This is a genomic window from Trichocoleus sp. DQ-A1, from assembly GCF_039961955.1.
Lineage (GTDB): Bacteria > Cyanobacteriota > Cyanobacteriia > Cyanobacteriales > FACHB-T130 > FACHB-T130.
The window spans coordinates 56688-74033 of sequence record NZ_JAMPKE010000024.1 but is presented as its reverse complement, the minus strand read 5'-3'; the positions used below and the strand labels follow the sequence as shown (position 1 = coordinate 74033).

9 protein-coding genes are annotated in these 17346 nt (G+C 45.2%); 7 read left to right on the top strand and 2 right to left on the bottom strand.

Features of this window, described 5'->3' with window-relative positions; all coding sequences use genetic code 11:
- Window positions 1-26 precede the first annotated feature (26 nt).
- Complete coding sequence (locus NDI33_RS19970) at window positions 27-3365, top strand: Swt1 family HEPN domain-containing protein (protein ID WP_190676125.1); 3339 nt, start codon at window positions 27-29, stop codon at window positions 3363-3365.
- A 49-nt stretch (window positions 3366-3414) separates the two neighbouring features.
- Entirely contained in the window at window positions 3415-6888 is a 3474-nt protein-coding gene (locus tag NDI33_RS19965; RefSeq protein WP_190676123.1) for a helicase-related protein, read from the top strand.
- Window positions 6889-7046: 158 nt separating this feature from the next.
- On the opposite strand, the gene NDI33_RS19960 is transcribed toward NDI33_RS19965, so the two are convergent.
- A complete protein-coding gene (locus tag NDI33_RS19960; RefSeq protein ID WP_348245661.1) occupies window positions 7047-7439 on the bottom strand; it encodes a hypothetical protein in 393 nt (130 codons plus the stop codon).
- A gap of 79 nt (window positions 7440-7518) precedes the next feature.
- Between NDI33_RS19960 and NDI33_RS19955 the strand changes: the two genes are divergently transcribed.
- Both NDI33_RS19955 and NDI33_RS19950 read left to right on the top strand, forming a co-directional pair.
- The gene (locus NDI33_RS19955) at window positions 7519-8016 is read left to right on the top strand and encodes a helix-turn-helix domain-containing protein (RefSeq protein WP_190676119.1); all 498 of its coding nucleotides are present in this window, start codon (window positions 7519-7521) and stop codon (window positions 8014-8016) included.
- An 11-nt stretch (window positions 8017-8027) separates the two neighbouring features.
- Window positions 8028-8588: an IS630 family transposase gene (locus NDI33_RS19950; RefSeq protein WP_190676117.1), complete on the top strand. Its 561-nt coding sequence runs from the start codon at window positions 8028-8030 to the stop codon at window positions 8586-8588.
- Here NDI33_RS19950 and NDI33_RS19945 read toward each other — a convergent pair.
- Window positions 8568-9503 (bottom strand): XamI family restriction endonuclease, encoded by a 936-nt coding sequence (locus NDI33_RS19945; protein ID WP_347275909.1) that lies wholly within the window; start codon window positions 9501-9503, stop codon window positions 8568-8570. The genes NDI33_RS19950 and NDI33_RS19945 overlap by 21 nt on opposite strands.
- Window positions 9504-9909: 406 nt before the next feature.
- Between NDI33_RS19945 and NDI33_RS19940 the strand changes: the two genes are divergently transcribed.
- From NDI33_RS19940 to NDI33_RS19930, 3 genes are read left to right on the top strand one after another with little or no spacing between them, the layout of a single operon-like run.
- A complete protein-coding gene (locus NDI33_RS19940) occupies window positions 9910-11160 on the top strand; it encodes a MerR family DNA-binding transcriptional regulator (protein WP_347275910.1) in 1251 nt (416 codons plus the stop codon).
- Between the two features lie 2 nt (window positions 11161-11162).
- Complete coding sequence (locus NDI33_RS19935) at window positions 11163-14375, top strand: hypothetical protein (RefSeq protein WP_190676115.1); 3213 nt, start codon at window positions 11163-11165, stop codon at window positions 14373-14375.
- Between the two features lie 20 nt (window positions 14376-14395).
- A complete protein-coding gene (locus tag NDI33_RS19930; protein ID WP_190676113.1) occupies window positions 14396-17284 on the top strand; it encodes a DUF3962 domain-containing protein in 2889 nt (962 codons plus the stop codon).
- Window positions 17285-17346: the final 62 nt, after the last annotated feature.

Here is a 17346-nt window from a genome sequence, read left to right as displayed (position 1 = left end):
GTTAATTCAACTTATTAAAAAACACGATGGCAATCAATAACCGCGAACGAGTCGGCAGAGCCTTAGAACTTTTGCACCAAGGACTATACCCCTACGTCGAACGGGAAATGCGATCAGTTTATAGCGATCGCTGGATTGTAGCAGCAACGCCTAGTGTACCAGAAGACCGTAGCCTAAGACGCAGCGTTGCAGAAACCCTGAAAGCAGATGTTTCTGCCCTGCTCATCTTAATGTGCGACCAGTGGAATGAGGTCTTTAAAAAAACTCTCGGTCATGCCGAACGCAGCTTGGTGAGCGAACTGCGTACCACCCGCAACGCTTGGGCGCACAACACTACCGTCTCCACCGATGACGCTTACCGCGCCCTCGATAGCGTCGCCCGACTCCTTGCCGCCGTCTCTGCACCGGAAACCAGTGAGATAGAGAAGCAAAAACAAGAACTGCTGCGGATTCGCTTTGAAGCACAAGCGCGTCGCGAAACACAAAAAGCAGCAGCAGCGGCAGTCGAAAGCCATCCCACAGCCGGACTAAAGCCCTGGCGCGAAATTGTTACTCCCCATCCCGATGTCGCGTCTGGCTACTACCAACAAGCCGAATTCGCCGCTGATTTGTGGCAAGTTTACCTGGATGAAGGCAGCGATGAATACCGCATCCCCACCGAATTCTTCCGCCGTACCTACCTAACCGAAGGACTGAAGCAACTACTCACGGGAGCCTTACAGCGGTTGAACGGTAAAGGCGGCGAACCCGTAATCGAACTCCAGACCAACTTCGGTGGCGGTAAAACCCACGCTATCCTGGCATTGTATCACCTCTTCTTTGGAGTATCTGCCAGCGACCTGCCGGGGTCGGAGCCTGTGTTTGAAGCCGCGGGCGTTAAAGAACCCCCGCCTGACGTGAAAACCGTTGTCCTAGTCGGTAACAAGATATCTCCCGGTCAACTGCATCGGAAAAAAGATGGGACAGTCGTGCGGACGCTTTGGGGAGAACTCGCTTGGCAGTTGGGCGGTAAAGAGGGTTATGAAATGGTGCGGGAAGCCGATGAAACTGCCACCAACCCAGGAGACACGCTGAAACTGTTGTTTAACCGTTATGCCCCCTGCCTGATTCTGATTGATGAATGGGTGGCATACGCCCGTCAACTCCATGAAAAAAGCGATCTCCACGGAGGCAGCTTTGACACCCATTTTACCTTTGCCCAAACCCTCAGTGAGTCAGCAAAGAATGCCGATCGCACGCTGCTGGTGGTCAGTATCCCCTCATCTGATATTGAGATAGGAGGCGATCGCGGCAAAGAAGCTCTAGACAGACTGAAAAATGCGATCGGACGAGTCGAGTCCCCCTGGCGTCCCGCTAGCGCCGAAGAAAGCTTTCAAATTGTTCGCCGCCGCTTGTTCCAAGGCTTCACCGACCCCAACCTGTTTGTCGCTCGTGATGCTGTCGTCCGGGCGTTTAGTGAGATGTACCGCACCCAGTCTCAGGAGTTCCCTGTAGAGTGCCGAGAAGCTGATTACGAACGCCGTCTCAGAGACGCTTATCCCATCCACCCCGAACTATTTGACCGCCTCTACAGCGATTGGTCTACCCTCGACAAGTTCCAACGCACTCGCGGCGTGTTGCGCCTGATGGCGAAGGTGATTCACTTCCTTTGGGAACAGGGCGACAAAGGCCTCCTCATCCTACCCGCCAACGTTGCGCTGGCTGATTCCCAAGTGCAGTCCGAACTTACCCATTACCTAGAAGACTCCTGGGTGCCAGTGATTGAGAAGGACGTTGATGGACCCAATTCCCTTCCCGTCTCCCTCGATAATCAAACGCCCAACCTGGGTCGTTACTCTGCTTGTCGCCGCGTCACCCGCACCATTTATATGGGTTCCGCCCCCATTCAACGAGCCGCCAACCGAGGATTAGAAGACCGCCGCGTTAAGCTGGGCTGCGTCCAGCCCGGTGAAAGCGTCGCCATCTTTGGGGATGCCTTGCGCCGTCTAACCGACCAAGCTACCTATCTCTATGTAGACAATAATCGCTACTGGGTTTCAACCCAACCCAATGTTACCCGCACCGCCCAAGACCGAGCAACCCAGATTCAACAAGACGAGGAGCGAGTTTGGGAAGAAATTATTCGCCGCTTGCGAAACGATAAGCAGCGGGGAGACTTCGGTGGAGTCCATATTGCGCCCAGTTCCACTGCCGATGTCCCCGATGATGAATCAATGGGTGTGCGGTTAGTCGTGCTGAGTCCGCAGCATCCTCATATTGGCAAAGCCAAGGATAGTCTTGCCGCTATTCAAGTTAAAGATATTCTCGAACACAAAGGCGCGTCACCCCGCTATTGTAAAAACCTGCTTCTCTTCCTCGCACCCGACAAGCCCAAGCTTGACGGTTTAGTACAATCTGTCTGTCAATACCTAGCTTGGAACTCGGTTGTGCAAGAGAAGGAAGTCTTGAACCTCGATGTCTTCCAAAGCAACCAGGCGACAACCAAGTGCAACCAGACCAACGAAACCGTAGAGCATCTCCTCAAAGAAGCTTACCAGTGGCTCCTCGTCCCCACCCAACCTGACCCCCAAGGAGCGATCGTCTGGGAAGAAATTCGCCTCCAGGGACAGGAATCGCCAATCCTGCGAGCCAGCCGGAAACTGGTTTACGAAGGGCATTTTCTGACGACTTATGCCGCCAGCAATCTCTGCCTCGAAGCCATCAACCCGTATCTCTGGCGCGATGCCAACCATATTAATCTGAAGGCGCTGTGGGAATACCTTGCGAAGTACCCATACTTGCCACGACTCAAAAATGAGCAGGTACTCCTTGATGCCGTTCAAGAGGGAGTAGCAGCAGTTCTCTGGACTGAAAACTTTGCCTATGCCACAGGCTGGGACGAAGCCAATCAACGCTATCTAGGTCTAAAAGCTGGAGAACATATCACAGCGAATCTGAACGGTCAAAGCTTGCTGGTCAAACCGGATTTCGCACAACGGCAAAGAGAAGCAGATGTCGAGTTAGAACGCCAACAACGAGAACGTCATTCGGTTGTTGGAAGCGTGGCTGAATTAGGTGGTAGTACCGAAGGTTTTGCTAGAACTGGTTCCGAGACTGGCACGGGTAAGGAAACACTACCTCCACCGAAGAAATTGCAGCGCTTTTACGCATCAGTTGATTTAGATCCAATCCGTGTGACAAGAGATGCAGGAGTTGTAACCAACGAGGTGCTGCAACACCTGACGAGTTTAGTGGGAGCCAACGTGCAGGTGACGCTGGAAATCAGCGTGCAAGTCCCTGATGGAGTGCCAGATCATGTTATTCGCACAGTTACAGAAAACTGTCGAACGCTGAAATTTACCTCTCACGAATTTGAACCCGAATGATGCCTTGACACTAACTTCAGTTACTCCAAAAAAAGGACTGCATCCTATCATGGCTCGACTTGAGGAATTAATTGGTGGTGTCAAGGTTAAGGGGATTCTCCCAAAAAGCATTGTGACATTAATTGAGGTCACAAAGTATGGCTCCGATGCCGTCAGCCTCATCTATGAAGATGAAAGCGGTCATTTGGGAAAAGATGTGCTGTATCAACGGGACGTGCAAATACTGGAGATTGTCAAGCATCAGCCTCGTTGGCGCTTCGATGCTAATGGGGCTTTATTTTGCCTAGCATCAGAAGCTCACCGCATCCATCTCGCTCATCTGTTCGATCCTTTCCTCGCAATTCACACGTCACGAGTAGAGCCGTATCCCCACCAGATTACGGCGGTGTACCAAGAAATGTTGACCCGCCAGCCTCTGCGTTTTTTGCTGGCTGACGATCCAGGCGCAGGCAAGACCATCATGGCGGGGTTGCTGATTAAGGAGCTAATGATCCGAGGTGACTTGCAGCGTTGTCTCATCGTCCTTCCTGGCAACTTAGTAGATCAGTGGAAGCGAGAACTGAAAGAGAAATTTGACCTAGAGTTTGCCATTCTGACTAACGACCACATTAAGACAACCCTCAGTGGCAACATTTTTGAAAAAATGCCCTTGGTTATTGCTAGGGTAGACAAACTGAAACGGGAGAAATCTCAGTTAGATAGAAAACTCCAAGAAAATTTGAAAGCTAGTGACTGGGACTTAATTATCTGTGATGAGGCGCATAAAATGTCTGCCTCCTTCTCTGGAGGTGAAATCAAGCCAACTAAGCGCTACAAGCTCGGACAGTTACTGTCTGGAATTACCCGGCATTTTCTCTTGATGACGGCTACACCCCACAATGGTAAAGAAGCTGACTTCCAGCTATTCCTGGCACTTCTTGATCGCGATCGCTTTGAGGGCAAGTTTCGCAATGGCGTTCATCCTACCGATGTCTCTGACATGATGCGGCGGGTGGTTAAAGAAGACTTGGTAAAGTTAGACGGAACACCACTGTTGCCGGAACGCCGAGCTTACTCAGTCGCCTATCATCTCTCCGATTTGGAATTCCGACTGTATCAAGAAGTAACCGAGTACGTGCGGGAAGAATTCAACCGTGCCGAAACGTTGGAAACCGGACGCACGAAAACTATCGGTTTTGCCCTGACAATTTTGCAGCGACGCTTAGCCTCTTCTCCACAAGCAATCTATCAATCCCTACGACGACGACGAGAGCGCTTGGAAAAGAAATGGTGCGAGAAGGAAAGTCTGCTTAAAGCCAGTTCTTGCCCGGATTTGGATGAGCTAGAAGATTTGCCGAGTGGTGAACTAGAAGCTCTGGAAGACGAGTTTGTAGATCGGGCAACGACAGCAACCACACTAGCAGAACTCCAAATAGAGATTAGCCGCCTATGGCAATTGGAAAGTCTCGCGACGCGGGTACTCCAGAGTGGTACAGACCGGAAATGGGAAGAACTCTCCAAGCTGTTGCAAAACAACAAAGAGCTGTTTGACGAACAGGGGCACCGACGCAAAATCATTATCTTTACGGAACACCGCGACACGCTGAATTATCTATTAGAACGCCTGAAGAGACTAATCGGCGCTCAAGCTGTAGTGACGATTCATGGAGGTATAAAACAAGAGGAGCGTCAGCAAGTACAAGAAGTTTTTAACTGGAATCCCAACGTACAGGTTTTGTTAGCCACCGATGCCGCCGGTGAAGGGATAAACCTTCAGGAATCCTGCTATTTGATGGTTAATTATGATTTGCCTTGGAATCCTAATCGATTAGAACAGCGCTTTGGTCGGATTCATCGCATCGGACAAACAGAAGTTTGCCATTTGTGGAACTTATTAGCTGAACAAACACGGGAGGGAGAAGTATACCTCACACTGCTAAGGAAATTAGAAGTAGCGCGAGAAGCTTTGGGAGGTAAGGTTTTTGATGTCTTGAACGAGGCAATCAGTGGCAAAGAATTACAGGAATTGTTAATTGAAGCGATTCGCTATGGCGAACGCCCAGACGTGCGATCGCGGCTCGAACAGGTCATTGAGGAGCGAGTTAATCGCCAGCACCTTCAGGAATTACTACAAAAACGGTCACTAAACCAGGACTCGATAGACCTTTCTAAGCTCCGTCAAATCCATGATGACATAGAACGGGCTGAGGCTCGTCAACTTCAACCCTACCTTGTAACTGACTTCTTCCTAGAAGCTTTTCGACGGCTGGGCGGCAAGGTAAAGCAAGAGGAATCGGGACGTTATGAAATTACTTCCATTCCAGTTAATATTCGCAATCAGCTACCAGAACTCTACCGCCGCATTTGTTTTGAGAAGGGAAAAATTTACCTACGGGGTCAACCAAATGCTGAATTTATTTGCCCCGGTCATCCCCTGTTAGATATTACGGTAGATTGGGTTTTAAAACGCTACTACTCTCTACTCAAACGAGGCAGTATTCTTGTTGATGAGAACGACCCAGGTGAGCAAATCCGTCTCTTAGTTTGCCTAGAACACTCAATTCAAGATGCTCGTAAAGATACGACAGATAATTTCCGAATCGTGTCTAGGCAGATGCAATATGTGGAAATTGATTCAGAAGGTCGCGCCTCCAGTACAGGTTACGCCCCTTATCTCGACTATCGTTCCTTAAAAGAATCTGAACAATCTCTAGTCGCCAAAATCTTAGTAGAGCAATCTTCAATCTTACAGAGAGGAGTTGAGGAACAGGCGCTGGAATATGCCATCAGATACCTGGTTCCTCCACATTTGCAGGCTGTGCAGCAACGGCGAATTGAGCGGATTACAAAGTCAATTAATGCCGTTAAAGAGCGACTGACTACAGAAATTAACTACTGGGAGAACCAAGCGGAAAAGCTAAAGCTAGAAGAACGAGCCGGAAAGCCAAATACTCGACTTAACTATGACAATGCTCGTCGGAGAGTAGATGAACTCGAAGGACGGCTTTTTAAGCGGCTGGAAGAGTTAGAACAGGAGCGCCACTTATCACCAAAACCGCCAGTGGTGGTCGGAGGCACGTTGATAGTTCCCGGTGGTCTGCTTCAACGTCTCTTAGGTAATCCTCAAGTCCATACTGTCATCAACACTCGTGAAAAGGAGCGAGTAGAAAAACTAGCTATTGAAGCAGTAATGGCAGTTGAACGGAAACAAGGATTTGAGTCAAGGGACGTGAGTGCGGATAAGTGTGGCTACGATATTGAATCGCGGATTCCTGATACGGGTGAGTTGCGTTTTATTGTGGTCAAGGGTCGTCTCATGGGTGCAAGTACAGTGGCTATCACCAAAAACCAAATAATCACAGCACTGAACAAACCAAATAACTTTATCTTGGCTTTGGTGGAAGTGCCTGAATCAACACAGTTGGCTAATAACAAGTGTACTGTCCGCTATATCTATCGCCGTTTTCCTCGGCATTCAGGTTTTGCCGTGACTAGCATGAACTTTGGCTGGCAACAACTTTGGAATTTGGCAAAAGAGATGTAGGAGGAGTTTGAACATTGCTGTTACTTGGGGCAAAGTATCAAATTGACCAAATCAGAAATTATTCAAACGAAGAATCCTTCTCACATCCCCAATACAGGACTGCTTTCACTCGCTCTGGCTTACGCTAATTGCACTTCTGTGTCAAAGTAAAAAGTTCCTCAATCCAACTCTAGTAGCAGCGTCTCTATCCCTGCCAACAAAGATTCTAGTTTCTTGCGCTTCTTGGGGTTCTCCCACACCTTCGATTTCTTAGCTCTCTTGTAGGTTGTCTCCATCCTTGTTAGGAGTTCTCCACGTTCAGTCGGGCGTTGAAAAGCTTTCAAACGTTTCCAAATTTCACTCAAAGACAAGTTTTGAGCGATCACCTCATCTAAGAGTGATTGACGTTCTGCCGCCGACTTGAGCCGAGCGATCGCTTTGGCTTTGGTGTACTCGATTCGACCAGAACGCAAAGCTTCTAGAATCTCTTCAGGCAATCGCAGCAAGGGAAGGCGATTAGCCGTGAAAGATTCCCACTCCATTAGTCCTAAACCTGCAAAAATCTCCTTCACTCCCTTCGACTCGGAATTATACCAATTTCATTAAATACTGCTACACTTAATCTGAAAAGTTAAGGAGAATAGATTGACCATGTCAGGAGTCGTCAAAATTGACATAGTAGAATCGGAAGAAACTTTAAAAGCTCTTTTATTGAAAGCTGAGAAGGTAGAAGAGAAAGAAAAACTACAAGCTTTATACTGGTTGAAAACAAAAACAGTAGATAGTGTGTCAGCAATAGCTGTGTTCTTAGGAAGACATCGCACAACAGTACAAAGATGGTTGACTAGCTATCGCCAGGGAGGGTTAGAGGAACTATTAACAGAAAAGAAAAGTACAGGAAGACCGAGACTCATGACACATGAGATAGTAGAAAAGCTAGAAGTAGAACTCCAAGACCCTGAAGGATTTGAGAGTTATCAAGAAGTCCAAAAATGGCTGTCAAGCTGTTGCGACTTACAAGTATCTTATCGCACAGTACATCAATGGGTACGCTATCGACTCCAAGGAAAATTGAAAGTGCCACGTCCCGTAAGTATCAAACAAAAAGAAGGAGTAGTAGAAGAGTTTAAAAAAAACTGCCTGAACTAATCAAAGCACGTATGAGCCAGAGTACAAGCTTCTTAAGCCAGTGGTCAACTATTCGTTACTGGTGTCAAGACGAAAGCCGGATGGGTCTGCATACTGTTCAAAGAAGAAAATTAACGGGTAAAGGAATTAAGCCCAAGGGAATAGTTCAATGGGATTTTCTCTATTTGTGGCTTTACGGGTTAGTTGAGCCGACAACAGGTACAAGCTTTTTTTATGAGTTTACTCATCTAGATACCGTTTGTTTTGAGAAATTTCTCAATTTATTTGCTCAAACTTACCCGTCAGATTTACATATTATTCAACTTGATAATGGTGGATTTCACCAGTCTTTAACTTTAAGTATACCTGAGAATATGATTTTACTGTTTCAACCGGCCTATAGCCCGGAAGTTAATCCAATTGAAAGGTTGTGGGAGTATCTCAAAGAGCAACTCAAATGGAAAACTTTTGACAACTTACAAGGCTTGAGAGATTCTGTACAAAAAATTTTGAGCCAATTAAGTAACCAAGTCATTGCTTCTTTGACAGGATGGCAATTTATTTTAGAGGCTTTATCTGTAGCAGGCATTTAGGAATTTGGTATTACTGATAACGTTATCAGTAACTTTTCCCGCCACTGCATTTTGCATTCGGTAAAGTAGGGAAACTACCTCCGGCACCGCCCTACCCAGCTTCAAGCTCAAAAGTTGTAAGATTCCTTCGGTCTGTTCGATCGGGTTGAGGTCTTCTCGCTGCAAATTTTCAATCAAAGCCAGTTGCAGAGCTTCAGAATCACTCAACGAGCGCACTACAGTGTCAATCGGGATATTAACCTGTTTAATGCCTCCCTGTAAGCTCACCGGAATATTGAGCCGAAACGAGAAAGTTCCAGGCTGCATCGTCTCAAAGCTTAACCCAGCCCCTCCCCTAATGTATGAATAGCCACGCTGTTCCAGCCACTGCCTAATTGTAGCCAGATGTCTGCGCTCTTGGGCATTGCGAACAATCGGGTCAGCAAGCGCACCACATAGACGATCTGCAACAATTGTCGCTGCTCGGTGAACTTGTGTATCGGTCGGTTCCTGCCCCGTGTCCAACCATGAAAAGATGTCTTTGTCTGCCAGTCTTGCAATGATTTGACTAATTTTATGAAGTTCAGCATCAACTAATGTACTGCTCATCCGGGATGGAATTCGCTGTTTCTCTTCCATGTTTTTGACAAGGTTGGGCGGAACTCCCGCTAGACCAATCAGGCGATCGCGGGCGATGGGCGGTGCTGTCGCCATGCGTAGGATGGGCAGAACTTCTGGATGCTGCCGTAACACAGCGGGTGTGATGTTGGTGAGATTAGCTGTCCGGGCTAAGGCGGATTCGACAGAGATAGTGGTGGCAATGCGAGTATCGCGGTATGCGGTGGGAGCGAACTGCATGAACCAACTGTTGTAGAAGTCTACTGACTGGGCGATATCTGGCTTCCACAAGTGTGGTTTATCGGCATTGACTGACACTGCGTTCCCTCTACATGGCCTGAGTGAGACAACCCTTGATTGTCGCCTACATTTGAGTCACTATTGCCCATTCAGAGGCTAGAGTCGCTGCTATGTGCTTGTCTTGGGTGACAGCTTAGGCTGTTTATAAAGTGTGAGTGCTTCGCTAGTTGGGGTTGATGGAAAGAGGTGATCGCGCTAAACATGACGGGGAATTTTTTCTTTGAGACACATAGCCACTTTGAGCGTCGCCGGTGGGAGACAAGCGTCGCGCTGGCATTCGTCCTGGGAGGTCACGTTTCTAGAAGAGAGCCATCTAGGTGGACAACACCCAATGCCGCCAAACTACTTAACAAATTTTCCGATAAATACCTATGCAAATCTAGATATGCAAATATAATACAGGGACAGATTTGAGGGAAAACCAATTTCAGAGTTTGTTAGTCCAAAAGAAGCATCGGAGCGCCTGGGAGTCAGCGTTGATACTCTCAGGCGATGGGAAGCGGCGGGAAAAATTAAGGCGATGAGGACACCAACAGGACACAGAAGGTACGACATGACATCATTAGTAACGGCTAGTGCGGAAGTCCAAACGCCTGAAAAAGGGAGTTTGATAGGAGAGGATACCCTGCAACAGATAGCCAAGGGTTTATGTGAGTATGAGCAGCAAATCCCCAAAAGCCTCTGGGCATATCCGGCTGCCTTGCAATTAGGGGTAGAGAAGCTGGCACTTGCTTGTTTAATAGCGGGAGTGCGTCAACCGATACAAGGAGTTCCTGATTTTGTTTCCAGATGGGCACAGCTCCCCTTAAAAGATTGGGATATAGAAATTGATTGCCCTGAAGAATGGCTTGATAAGCAACTAATAGAAGACCAAAAGCCGAGTGGGTTTTGTATTGAAACAGCAGGAGAATACTTCGATGACTGGGGGAATTTCCAAAAGAAAGTGATTAATGAGGTAATGACTAAAGCTGCACAAAACCCTGAACTATATACGAGGTTTAGGAAGTATCTTATTGAAACCCCTGTGGTAACAAAGGGACAAATTTTTGTTGATAGTGCAGTAGATTTCAAGCCAGTGCAAGACCTTCTGCTCAATAGCTATGAAAAAGCTCCAGAGTCTTACAAGTTAGGTGAAAAATTTTACTGTTGCGGTCATTGTGGTGGTCTAATGTATTTGACCAAAGATGATGAATTAAAGTGTGAAAATAAACATTGCGCTAAGGAAAAAAAGAATCCTGTCCCTTTAGCCGATAATCAGTATGATGAAATATTCTGGCTTAAGAAGGATTTGCGATATTTTATTCATCGTCCTGGTAAAGCAGAACTCAGGCTAGAAGAGAGATTGAAACAGTTAAACCTACAAGAAGTTAAGTTATATCCAGAACTCGACCAATATGACTTACATTTAGTTTTTCCAGATGGAACAGTCTGGGCAGTTGACGTAAAGTTTTGGGAATCTGCATATAACTTAGCAAAAAAAGTCAATCAGCCTATTCGTAAACTCAAGCATCAGCCCTACGATGAATCCTTTTTTGTCTTTCCTGATGAACTGAAAAGTTATGGTCAGGAGTACATTCAAGAATTCAGGGGTTACTGTAACGTGCCGCTCAAGAAATCTCAGGTAATGTTTGAAGGCTCATTTGTCCAGAAAGTTATCAAAAAACTAGGAATTTAAAAATGAGAAATAATGCTAAATGGTATGCATCTCTTAAAGATGATTTAGATAAAGATTTATATGAAGTTGAGTTAGGGCTGTACTTGTTGAGCGTCTTGGTTCCTGGCGCTACGGCTGATAGTCTGTGGGTGCTGCTGACTGGTTATCCTTACTCGCACCCAGAATGCCAAAATTGGACGGAAAATCAGTATCGAATGTTAGCGCTCGCTCGTCATCTCTTGCCACATTTCAATAGTCCATTTATCTGGAAAGAAGCCCTACAGCGTTATCGAGATTTTCCGTCAGATATTCGTGGATATGAAGTTTATGAAGTAGGACAATCTTGGGAATATCTAAGGCGAACCAATATTACAGTTGCAAATAACCGATTCCAGATTTATAACGATGCCTTAAATAAGTCAGTAGAGTTCTCGCAAAGAAAGGAGATTACCAGGGCTAAAGCTGGAAACTATAAGTGCGAAGTAAAAGGGAAAAAGGAAACAGTTGCGATATCGCCCCTGATTGCTAATTTCCAACGTCCACCAAGTCACAATATAGCTGGCGTGCAACAGAGGAATCCGCTACCAGTATCTTGGGCTGAACTTAAGAAAACAGCAGAATGGATGGATGAGCGAAGGCGTAATAGGGGACTAAACCCGGAGTGGGTAAGCCGTTTTAGTAAAGTCAAGTTACAGGTATTTAATGACACCCAAGAATTAGTTGATGCTGAGACTTTAACCATCAATAGAATACTGCATTTAGTAGGGATGGTGTCATCCGGTAAGTCCAACTTAATGAAAGTTTTAGCAGTCTATGCGTGGCATAAGAAATTGCACGTCACGCTGGTAGTAGCGGATGTGCTACAAATTTTTGAGTTGACTAAGATGTTTGCCGAAGTTGGAATTACTGACGTGGCTCCTATTTTGGGGAGTTCCAACAAAGCCAGCCACTTAAATAGATTACACAAAGCCGTTTACAACTCTAATCCAAATGAAGCTTTTAACCAAGACCATCCGGGGTTCCAATGGCTGAGTAATACTTGCCTATTGACACCTTCAGTGAAGCCTGAGATGACAACACCATTTGAAATTGGTACGCAGCCATGTTTTAACTTGGAACCTATAGAGACAAACAATGAAGAAGAATCAGAGCCATCATCCAAGAACAAAGCTTGTCCAGCTTACGGTGTATGTCCCTCTCATAAAAAAGACTGCGATCCAGTTAACGCTTCTATTTGGATTGCCACACCAGGAAGCTTAGTTTATAGCAGGGTTTCACGAGCAATAAACCGAGAGAGCATCCTGTATTTTGAATTGGTTTGTAGGCGCAGCGATTTGGTCATCGTGGATGAAGTTGACCAACACCAGGCCTATCTGGATAAAGCATCTAGCCCCGATCAGACATTGTGCAGACCGGCTAGAAATGCTTGGTTGAACAAGCTTCACGATTATGTTGAAGCCAAATTGAAGCATGAAAAGTCAATACTTCTTGAGAATGAGATTGTCTCAGATTGGTGGGACGCTTGCCGTATAGCCAACGGAATAGCTGATAAAATATACCACCTATTGAGCAATGAAAATGACTTAGCTAAATGGCGAGACTCCAAGCATTATTTTACGGACTGGCTATTGTTGCGAGAGGTGGCTACGCTACTAACAATAACAGCCCCGGATAATGCAGAACAATCTCAACAATGCGATGCCTTAATGAAGGGTACGTTTGAGCCATACATCAGAAATTTAGACAACGAGCATAATCCCTTATTTCCGTTGGCTAAAAAAGACAAAAAACGTGCAGCTATTCAGCAATGGGTTGAGCAAACTGCAACTGTTCCCTTGTCCCTGGAAAAAATCAAGGAAATTGCTGTAAAACTAGAGTTTGCCTTGCTAGTCTGCGTTCTGCAAAGCAAGCTGTCCTTTATGATGAGCAAATGGCGACAGGTGCAAGGAATCCTCAATCTGAATACATCAGATTCAACGTGGTTTGATGCTCCCCCACTAGACTTTAACGCGATTATTCCAGCAATGCCAATGGGGAATCAATTGGCGTTTCAGTACCACAAATCCTATAGAGAGTCATTAGGCAGCTTACAGTTTTTCCGTTGCACGGGCGTTGGACGTTGGTTGTTACTGCATTTTGATGAATTATTCAAAGGAGATAATATTGCCAGTCCCCACCTCTTGCTAATGTCGGGAACAAGTTGGGCGGGGAAATCCCCTGCATATCATGTTGATGTACCTGTTTCTGGAGTGCTTGTACCAGATACATCAAAGGAAATAGTCATAACTTCAAAGTTTTTAAAATTTTCTGATAAGCATCAAAACGCTATCTCTGTGTCGGGAGCAGGAGATAATAAGCGTCGAAATCTAGAACTAATTGTTACCAATTTAGTAAAAGAAGACTATTTAACTAACAATATCAAAGAATTGAAGGGTAGAAAAATCTCATTAATGGTTAATAGCTATAAACAAGTTAGGTGGGTTTATGATCACCTAAAAAGTTTAGGATGGGAAGATAAGATCGTAGCTCTTTCTCCGGATGATGAAGACTCGGAAATTTGGGATGACAACCCAGAGAATTATAAGTTGTTGCAACGGGGGCGTTCGCCGGATTTTGCTACAAGACATGAACCAATTCTGATTAGTCCAATCAAAGCATTTGAGCGAGGGCATAATATTGTTGATGAGAATGGAATCGCGGTAATTGGAGCGGCTTACTTTCTAGTTTTACCTCACCCTGTTCCTGACGATTTATCTTATGCGATTCACTCCATCAACCGTTGGGCGATCGACAATTATAAAACGGCAACAGGGGAAACATTAAAGAAATTAGGTAAGGAGTTTCGCGACGCTGCGTATCGTCAATGGCTTCACCTGCTGCACCTCTCGCTGAAATTAAGGACTCTACCCGAAGAGGATCGAAAGGCTGTGCATTGGGATATTCTTGTTTCTCTTTGGCAGGTAATAGGGCGTCTGATTCGCGGTAATGCCAATGCACAAGTTTTTTGGTGTGACGCCAAGTTTGGGATAAATACTGCTACAAACCAAGATGGCAAAGAAGATGTTGCTGCTACCAGTATCCTTGTGGGGATTGTAAATTTGCTGCGTCCTTATTTTGAAAATGACCCGCAAATTCCCCTACGTGATCGCTTGGTAGTGCAATCTCTCTATCGCCCTTTTTATCGTGCGATCGCAAAAACTACAAACCTTTCTGGTTTACCCCAAGTCAATCTCTAATTACTTATAGGTTATCCCTCATGGCATACCCAACAATCCGTTTATGCGCTTTCAGATTAAAGTCTGACTTGCCACCGCAAGAATCTTATGTGATGAATTTTCCTGAAAACGCGAAGGAAGTCATCAGACGGATTACAGCCAAAAGGGATAAGACACCCATTGATAAAACAGCTCTTCCTGTCAAGTCCCTTTATAAAGGATTAAGACTAGTTCCTGGTTTAATTCACATTGGCAAAGTATCACCCAAACCAGAGGATTTTTGGTTATACAGTCCTCACCAACTACCCAAAAAATATTTGTCAGCAATCTTGTCTTATTGGATAGATACAGAATTTCCCGACGAACCTTGCAATAGAAGGAAAATTGGCATCACTGCTCAGGAACGACAATTGGCAATGAGTTATCTGTCTGCTGACAAATTGGTTTGGGAAAAGAGAGAGGTATCCTATACAAATCATTTTTTGACTCATCCCAATGGAACTGCTAACCTCTCTGGCAATGATTTTATTTCGTTGCCTCACATTCTAGCGACAGAACTAACCAAACCAGGACTAGAGTTTGAAGTGGATGGCAAAAAAATTCAATTTTACCGAACTATATCATCAGGTGGACAAGGAGCCGAGTTAATATCTTGGCAGCCATTAAATTACACAGAAGACGGACAAAGTTACTATTATTCAATAGTTTTAAAATTGAGGATGGTGCAGGAGCCTGACTTACATTATCCCCGACTAGATGTTAAGCCAAGCGTCAGACGCTGGCTTAGTATCAAGGATTCTAAGTTGTCAAAGAGTCACGGCAGTAACGCCTACATCCGCACCCAACTAAATTGGGGAAAAGCACTAAATCCTGATGAGTTGACAGAATATTTCCTCTCTTGCCGGATGGTATTAAAGAACCGTGTAGCCGACTGGGATGAAAACTTAGCTATATTGCTGAAAAAATTAGATATTCTTTCGGTGACTCCGCAACAAATATTGGCTAATTCTTCGGAAGCTTTAATAGGTAATCCTAACATTGGCATTACCTATAAAGAAGGGATGAAACCCAAGCATAAAGTAGCTAAAGGTTTACCGACAGCCAATACTCACCAACTTTTAAGCCAAATAGCTGATGTATTAAAGGACTATTGGCAACCAATAGATTGTCAACGTAAAGATTATAAGACAAACAAGCAGTCAAGTCAGTTCTTTGACTTGAAAAAGCCAGAAAAAATTTTTGACGAGCCTATTCTCAGGAAAAAAGCCGAAACGGATAAGCAATTTGCAGCCAGAAAAAAAAGACTGTTACGCAAACAGGAAACCGAACTGAAGAAATGTGTTAAGAAAAAAAGAGAGTCAGAATCAGATTACCAGTTGCGTCGCGAAGAACTCTTGAAAAAACAGGAGTTAGAGAGTCTTAGCTGGCAACCACAACCTGAAGAAACAGAAGAGGCTTTTCAGTTGAGGCTGGAGCATTTTTATGAAGAACGTAGTAGCGAACAAGCAGCATTGCGGCGTGCAATTCGTTCATCCGTTGGCGAACATTTAACAATTTGGATTTGGTACATCAATGAAGAGAATCTGGTAGAACGTCTCAAAGCTATAAAATACTGCTTAGGGTTGCCAGAGGCAGCACCGGGAAGTTACTCCTTTCCGGAAGGTTTAACAGTGGCTATCTGCCTACATGAAGTTGCTGGCTTAGCACAGCGCCTAGATTTATCTCCGGAATCCAAACCGAACAGTACAGAGCGAGAAAAAGCTATAAAGAAGCGAAGGGATGAGATAGCTGCTCTTGTGCAGCCTGTTAAATCTAAACTAGCTGGAAAAGTGGGAGTTTGGTTTGAACTTTACGAGAAAAAATATTGGAAATTTGTAGAAAAAAATGACGAGAGTAAAGAAAATGAAAAAAAACCTTTGCTAGCACCTTGGGGAGACCCCAAAAGTTCTATTCGACTTGGTTTTGCTGATGAGAGACTTGTCAGCCAATTTATTACTCCCAAACAAAAAAATTATTGCCAAAAAGCTATCTGTAGCTTTATCGACCTGTTGCGCTCTCTAGGAGTGCGGATGGCTCCATCTCACATAACACTTCCCAAGGTAAACAAAGATACCCCTATCAATGAAGTAGGACTATGGCTAGTCAATCGAACTTCCGAAACTAGCGGTGATGGGAAACCCCAAACAATTCCCGTCATTGTCAAAATGTCTTCTTTGACTGCTGAAATTAGTGCTATTTTTCCCGGTCTAGAATCATGGATAGCCTATGATGAAGCCTTGACCCGCATAAACAAGGAGGGAGAAGGCTTTACCAATGACGATAAAGGTAAAGCTAAAATCCGAACATTTATTCAGGAGACTCTCAACAAGAAAGAGTTAAGGGGCAAGCCGACATTACTGTACTGTTTAGCTCAGAATATCCGTCAGCAATGGACGTGGCTACAGGATACACAAATTTCAGTCAAGGGATTATCGTTTGCCGAGCGAGACAAACCCGTTTTTGAGGAATTCGCTGGACTGCGTGTTATCCGGCTGCGCTCTGGGGATGAAACATCAGAGTGGTTTGGGATGGATGGGGAAAAAGTATCTGGATTTATTACTGGTCTATTCAAAAATCTAGACAATGACCGTGTATTTTTTAGTCTTGGTAATAAGTCTTCGACGATGAGTGACATTCCCAAAGATTTATCTAGGATAGAGCAGCCTGGGAAACCTTGGGTACATCCTTCTCTTGTGGAGATTGCCATAGGCTACTATCAAGAGGATGACAAGGATAACTTACTAGACTTAGCTGCGCTCGCTCACGAATCCCGTCATGGAGTTTTGCAATATGAGGACTTCTTGGAAGTGCCTAGAGTCCTTCATTACGCTAAACAGATAGCTGATTATGTCCTCATGCTAGATGACGATGATGACGCATCTGATAACTGATGTATCTCGAACAAATGCATTCTCTCCGCGGGTGAGTAACTCCCGACATACGCCTCGTAAAG

Bases quoted from the DNA above. Each gene is read 5' to 3' on its own strand.
- NDI33_RS19935 (WP_190676115.1), top strand. From the start codon at position 11,163: ATGAGAAATAATGCTAAATGGTATGCATCTCTTAAAGATGATTTAGAT.
- NDI33_RS19950 (WP_190676117.1), top strand. From the start codon at position 8,028: ATGAGCCAGAGTACAAGCTTCTTAAGCCAGTGGTCAACTATTCGTTAC.
- NDI33_RS19970 (WP_190676125.1), top strand. From the start codon at position 27: ATGGCAATCAATAACCGCGAACGAGTCGGCAGAGCCTTAGAACTTTTG.
- NDI33_RS19930 (WP_190676113.1), top strand. From the start codon at position 14,396: ATGGCATACCCAACAATCCGTTTATGCGCTTTCAGATTAAAGTCTGAC.
- NDI33_RS19955 (WP_190676119.1), top strand. From the start codon at position 7,519: ATGTCAGGAGTCGTCAAAATTGACATAGTAGAATCGGAAGAAACTTTA.
- NDI33_RS19965 (WP_190676123.1), top strand. From the start codon at position 3,415: ATGGCTCGACTTGAGGAATTAATTGGTGGTGTCAAGGTTAAGGGGATT.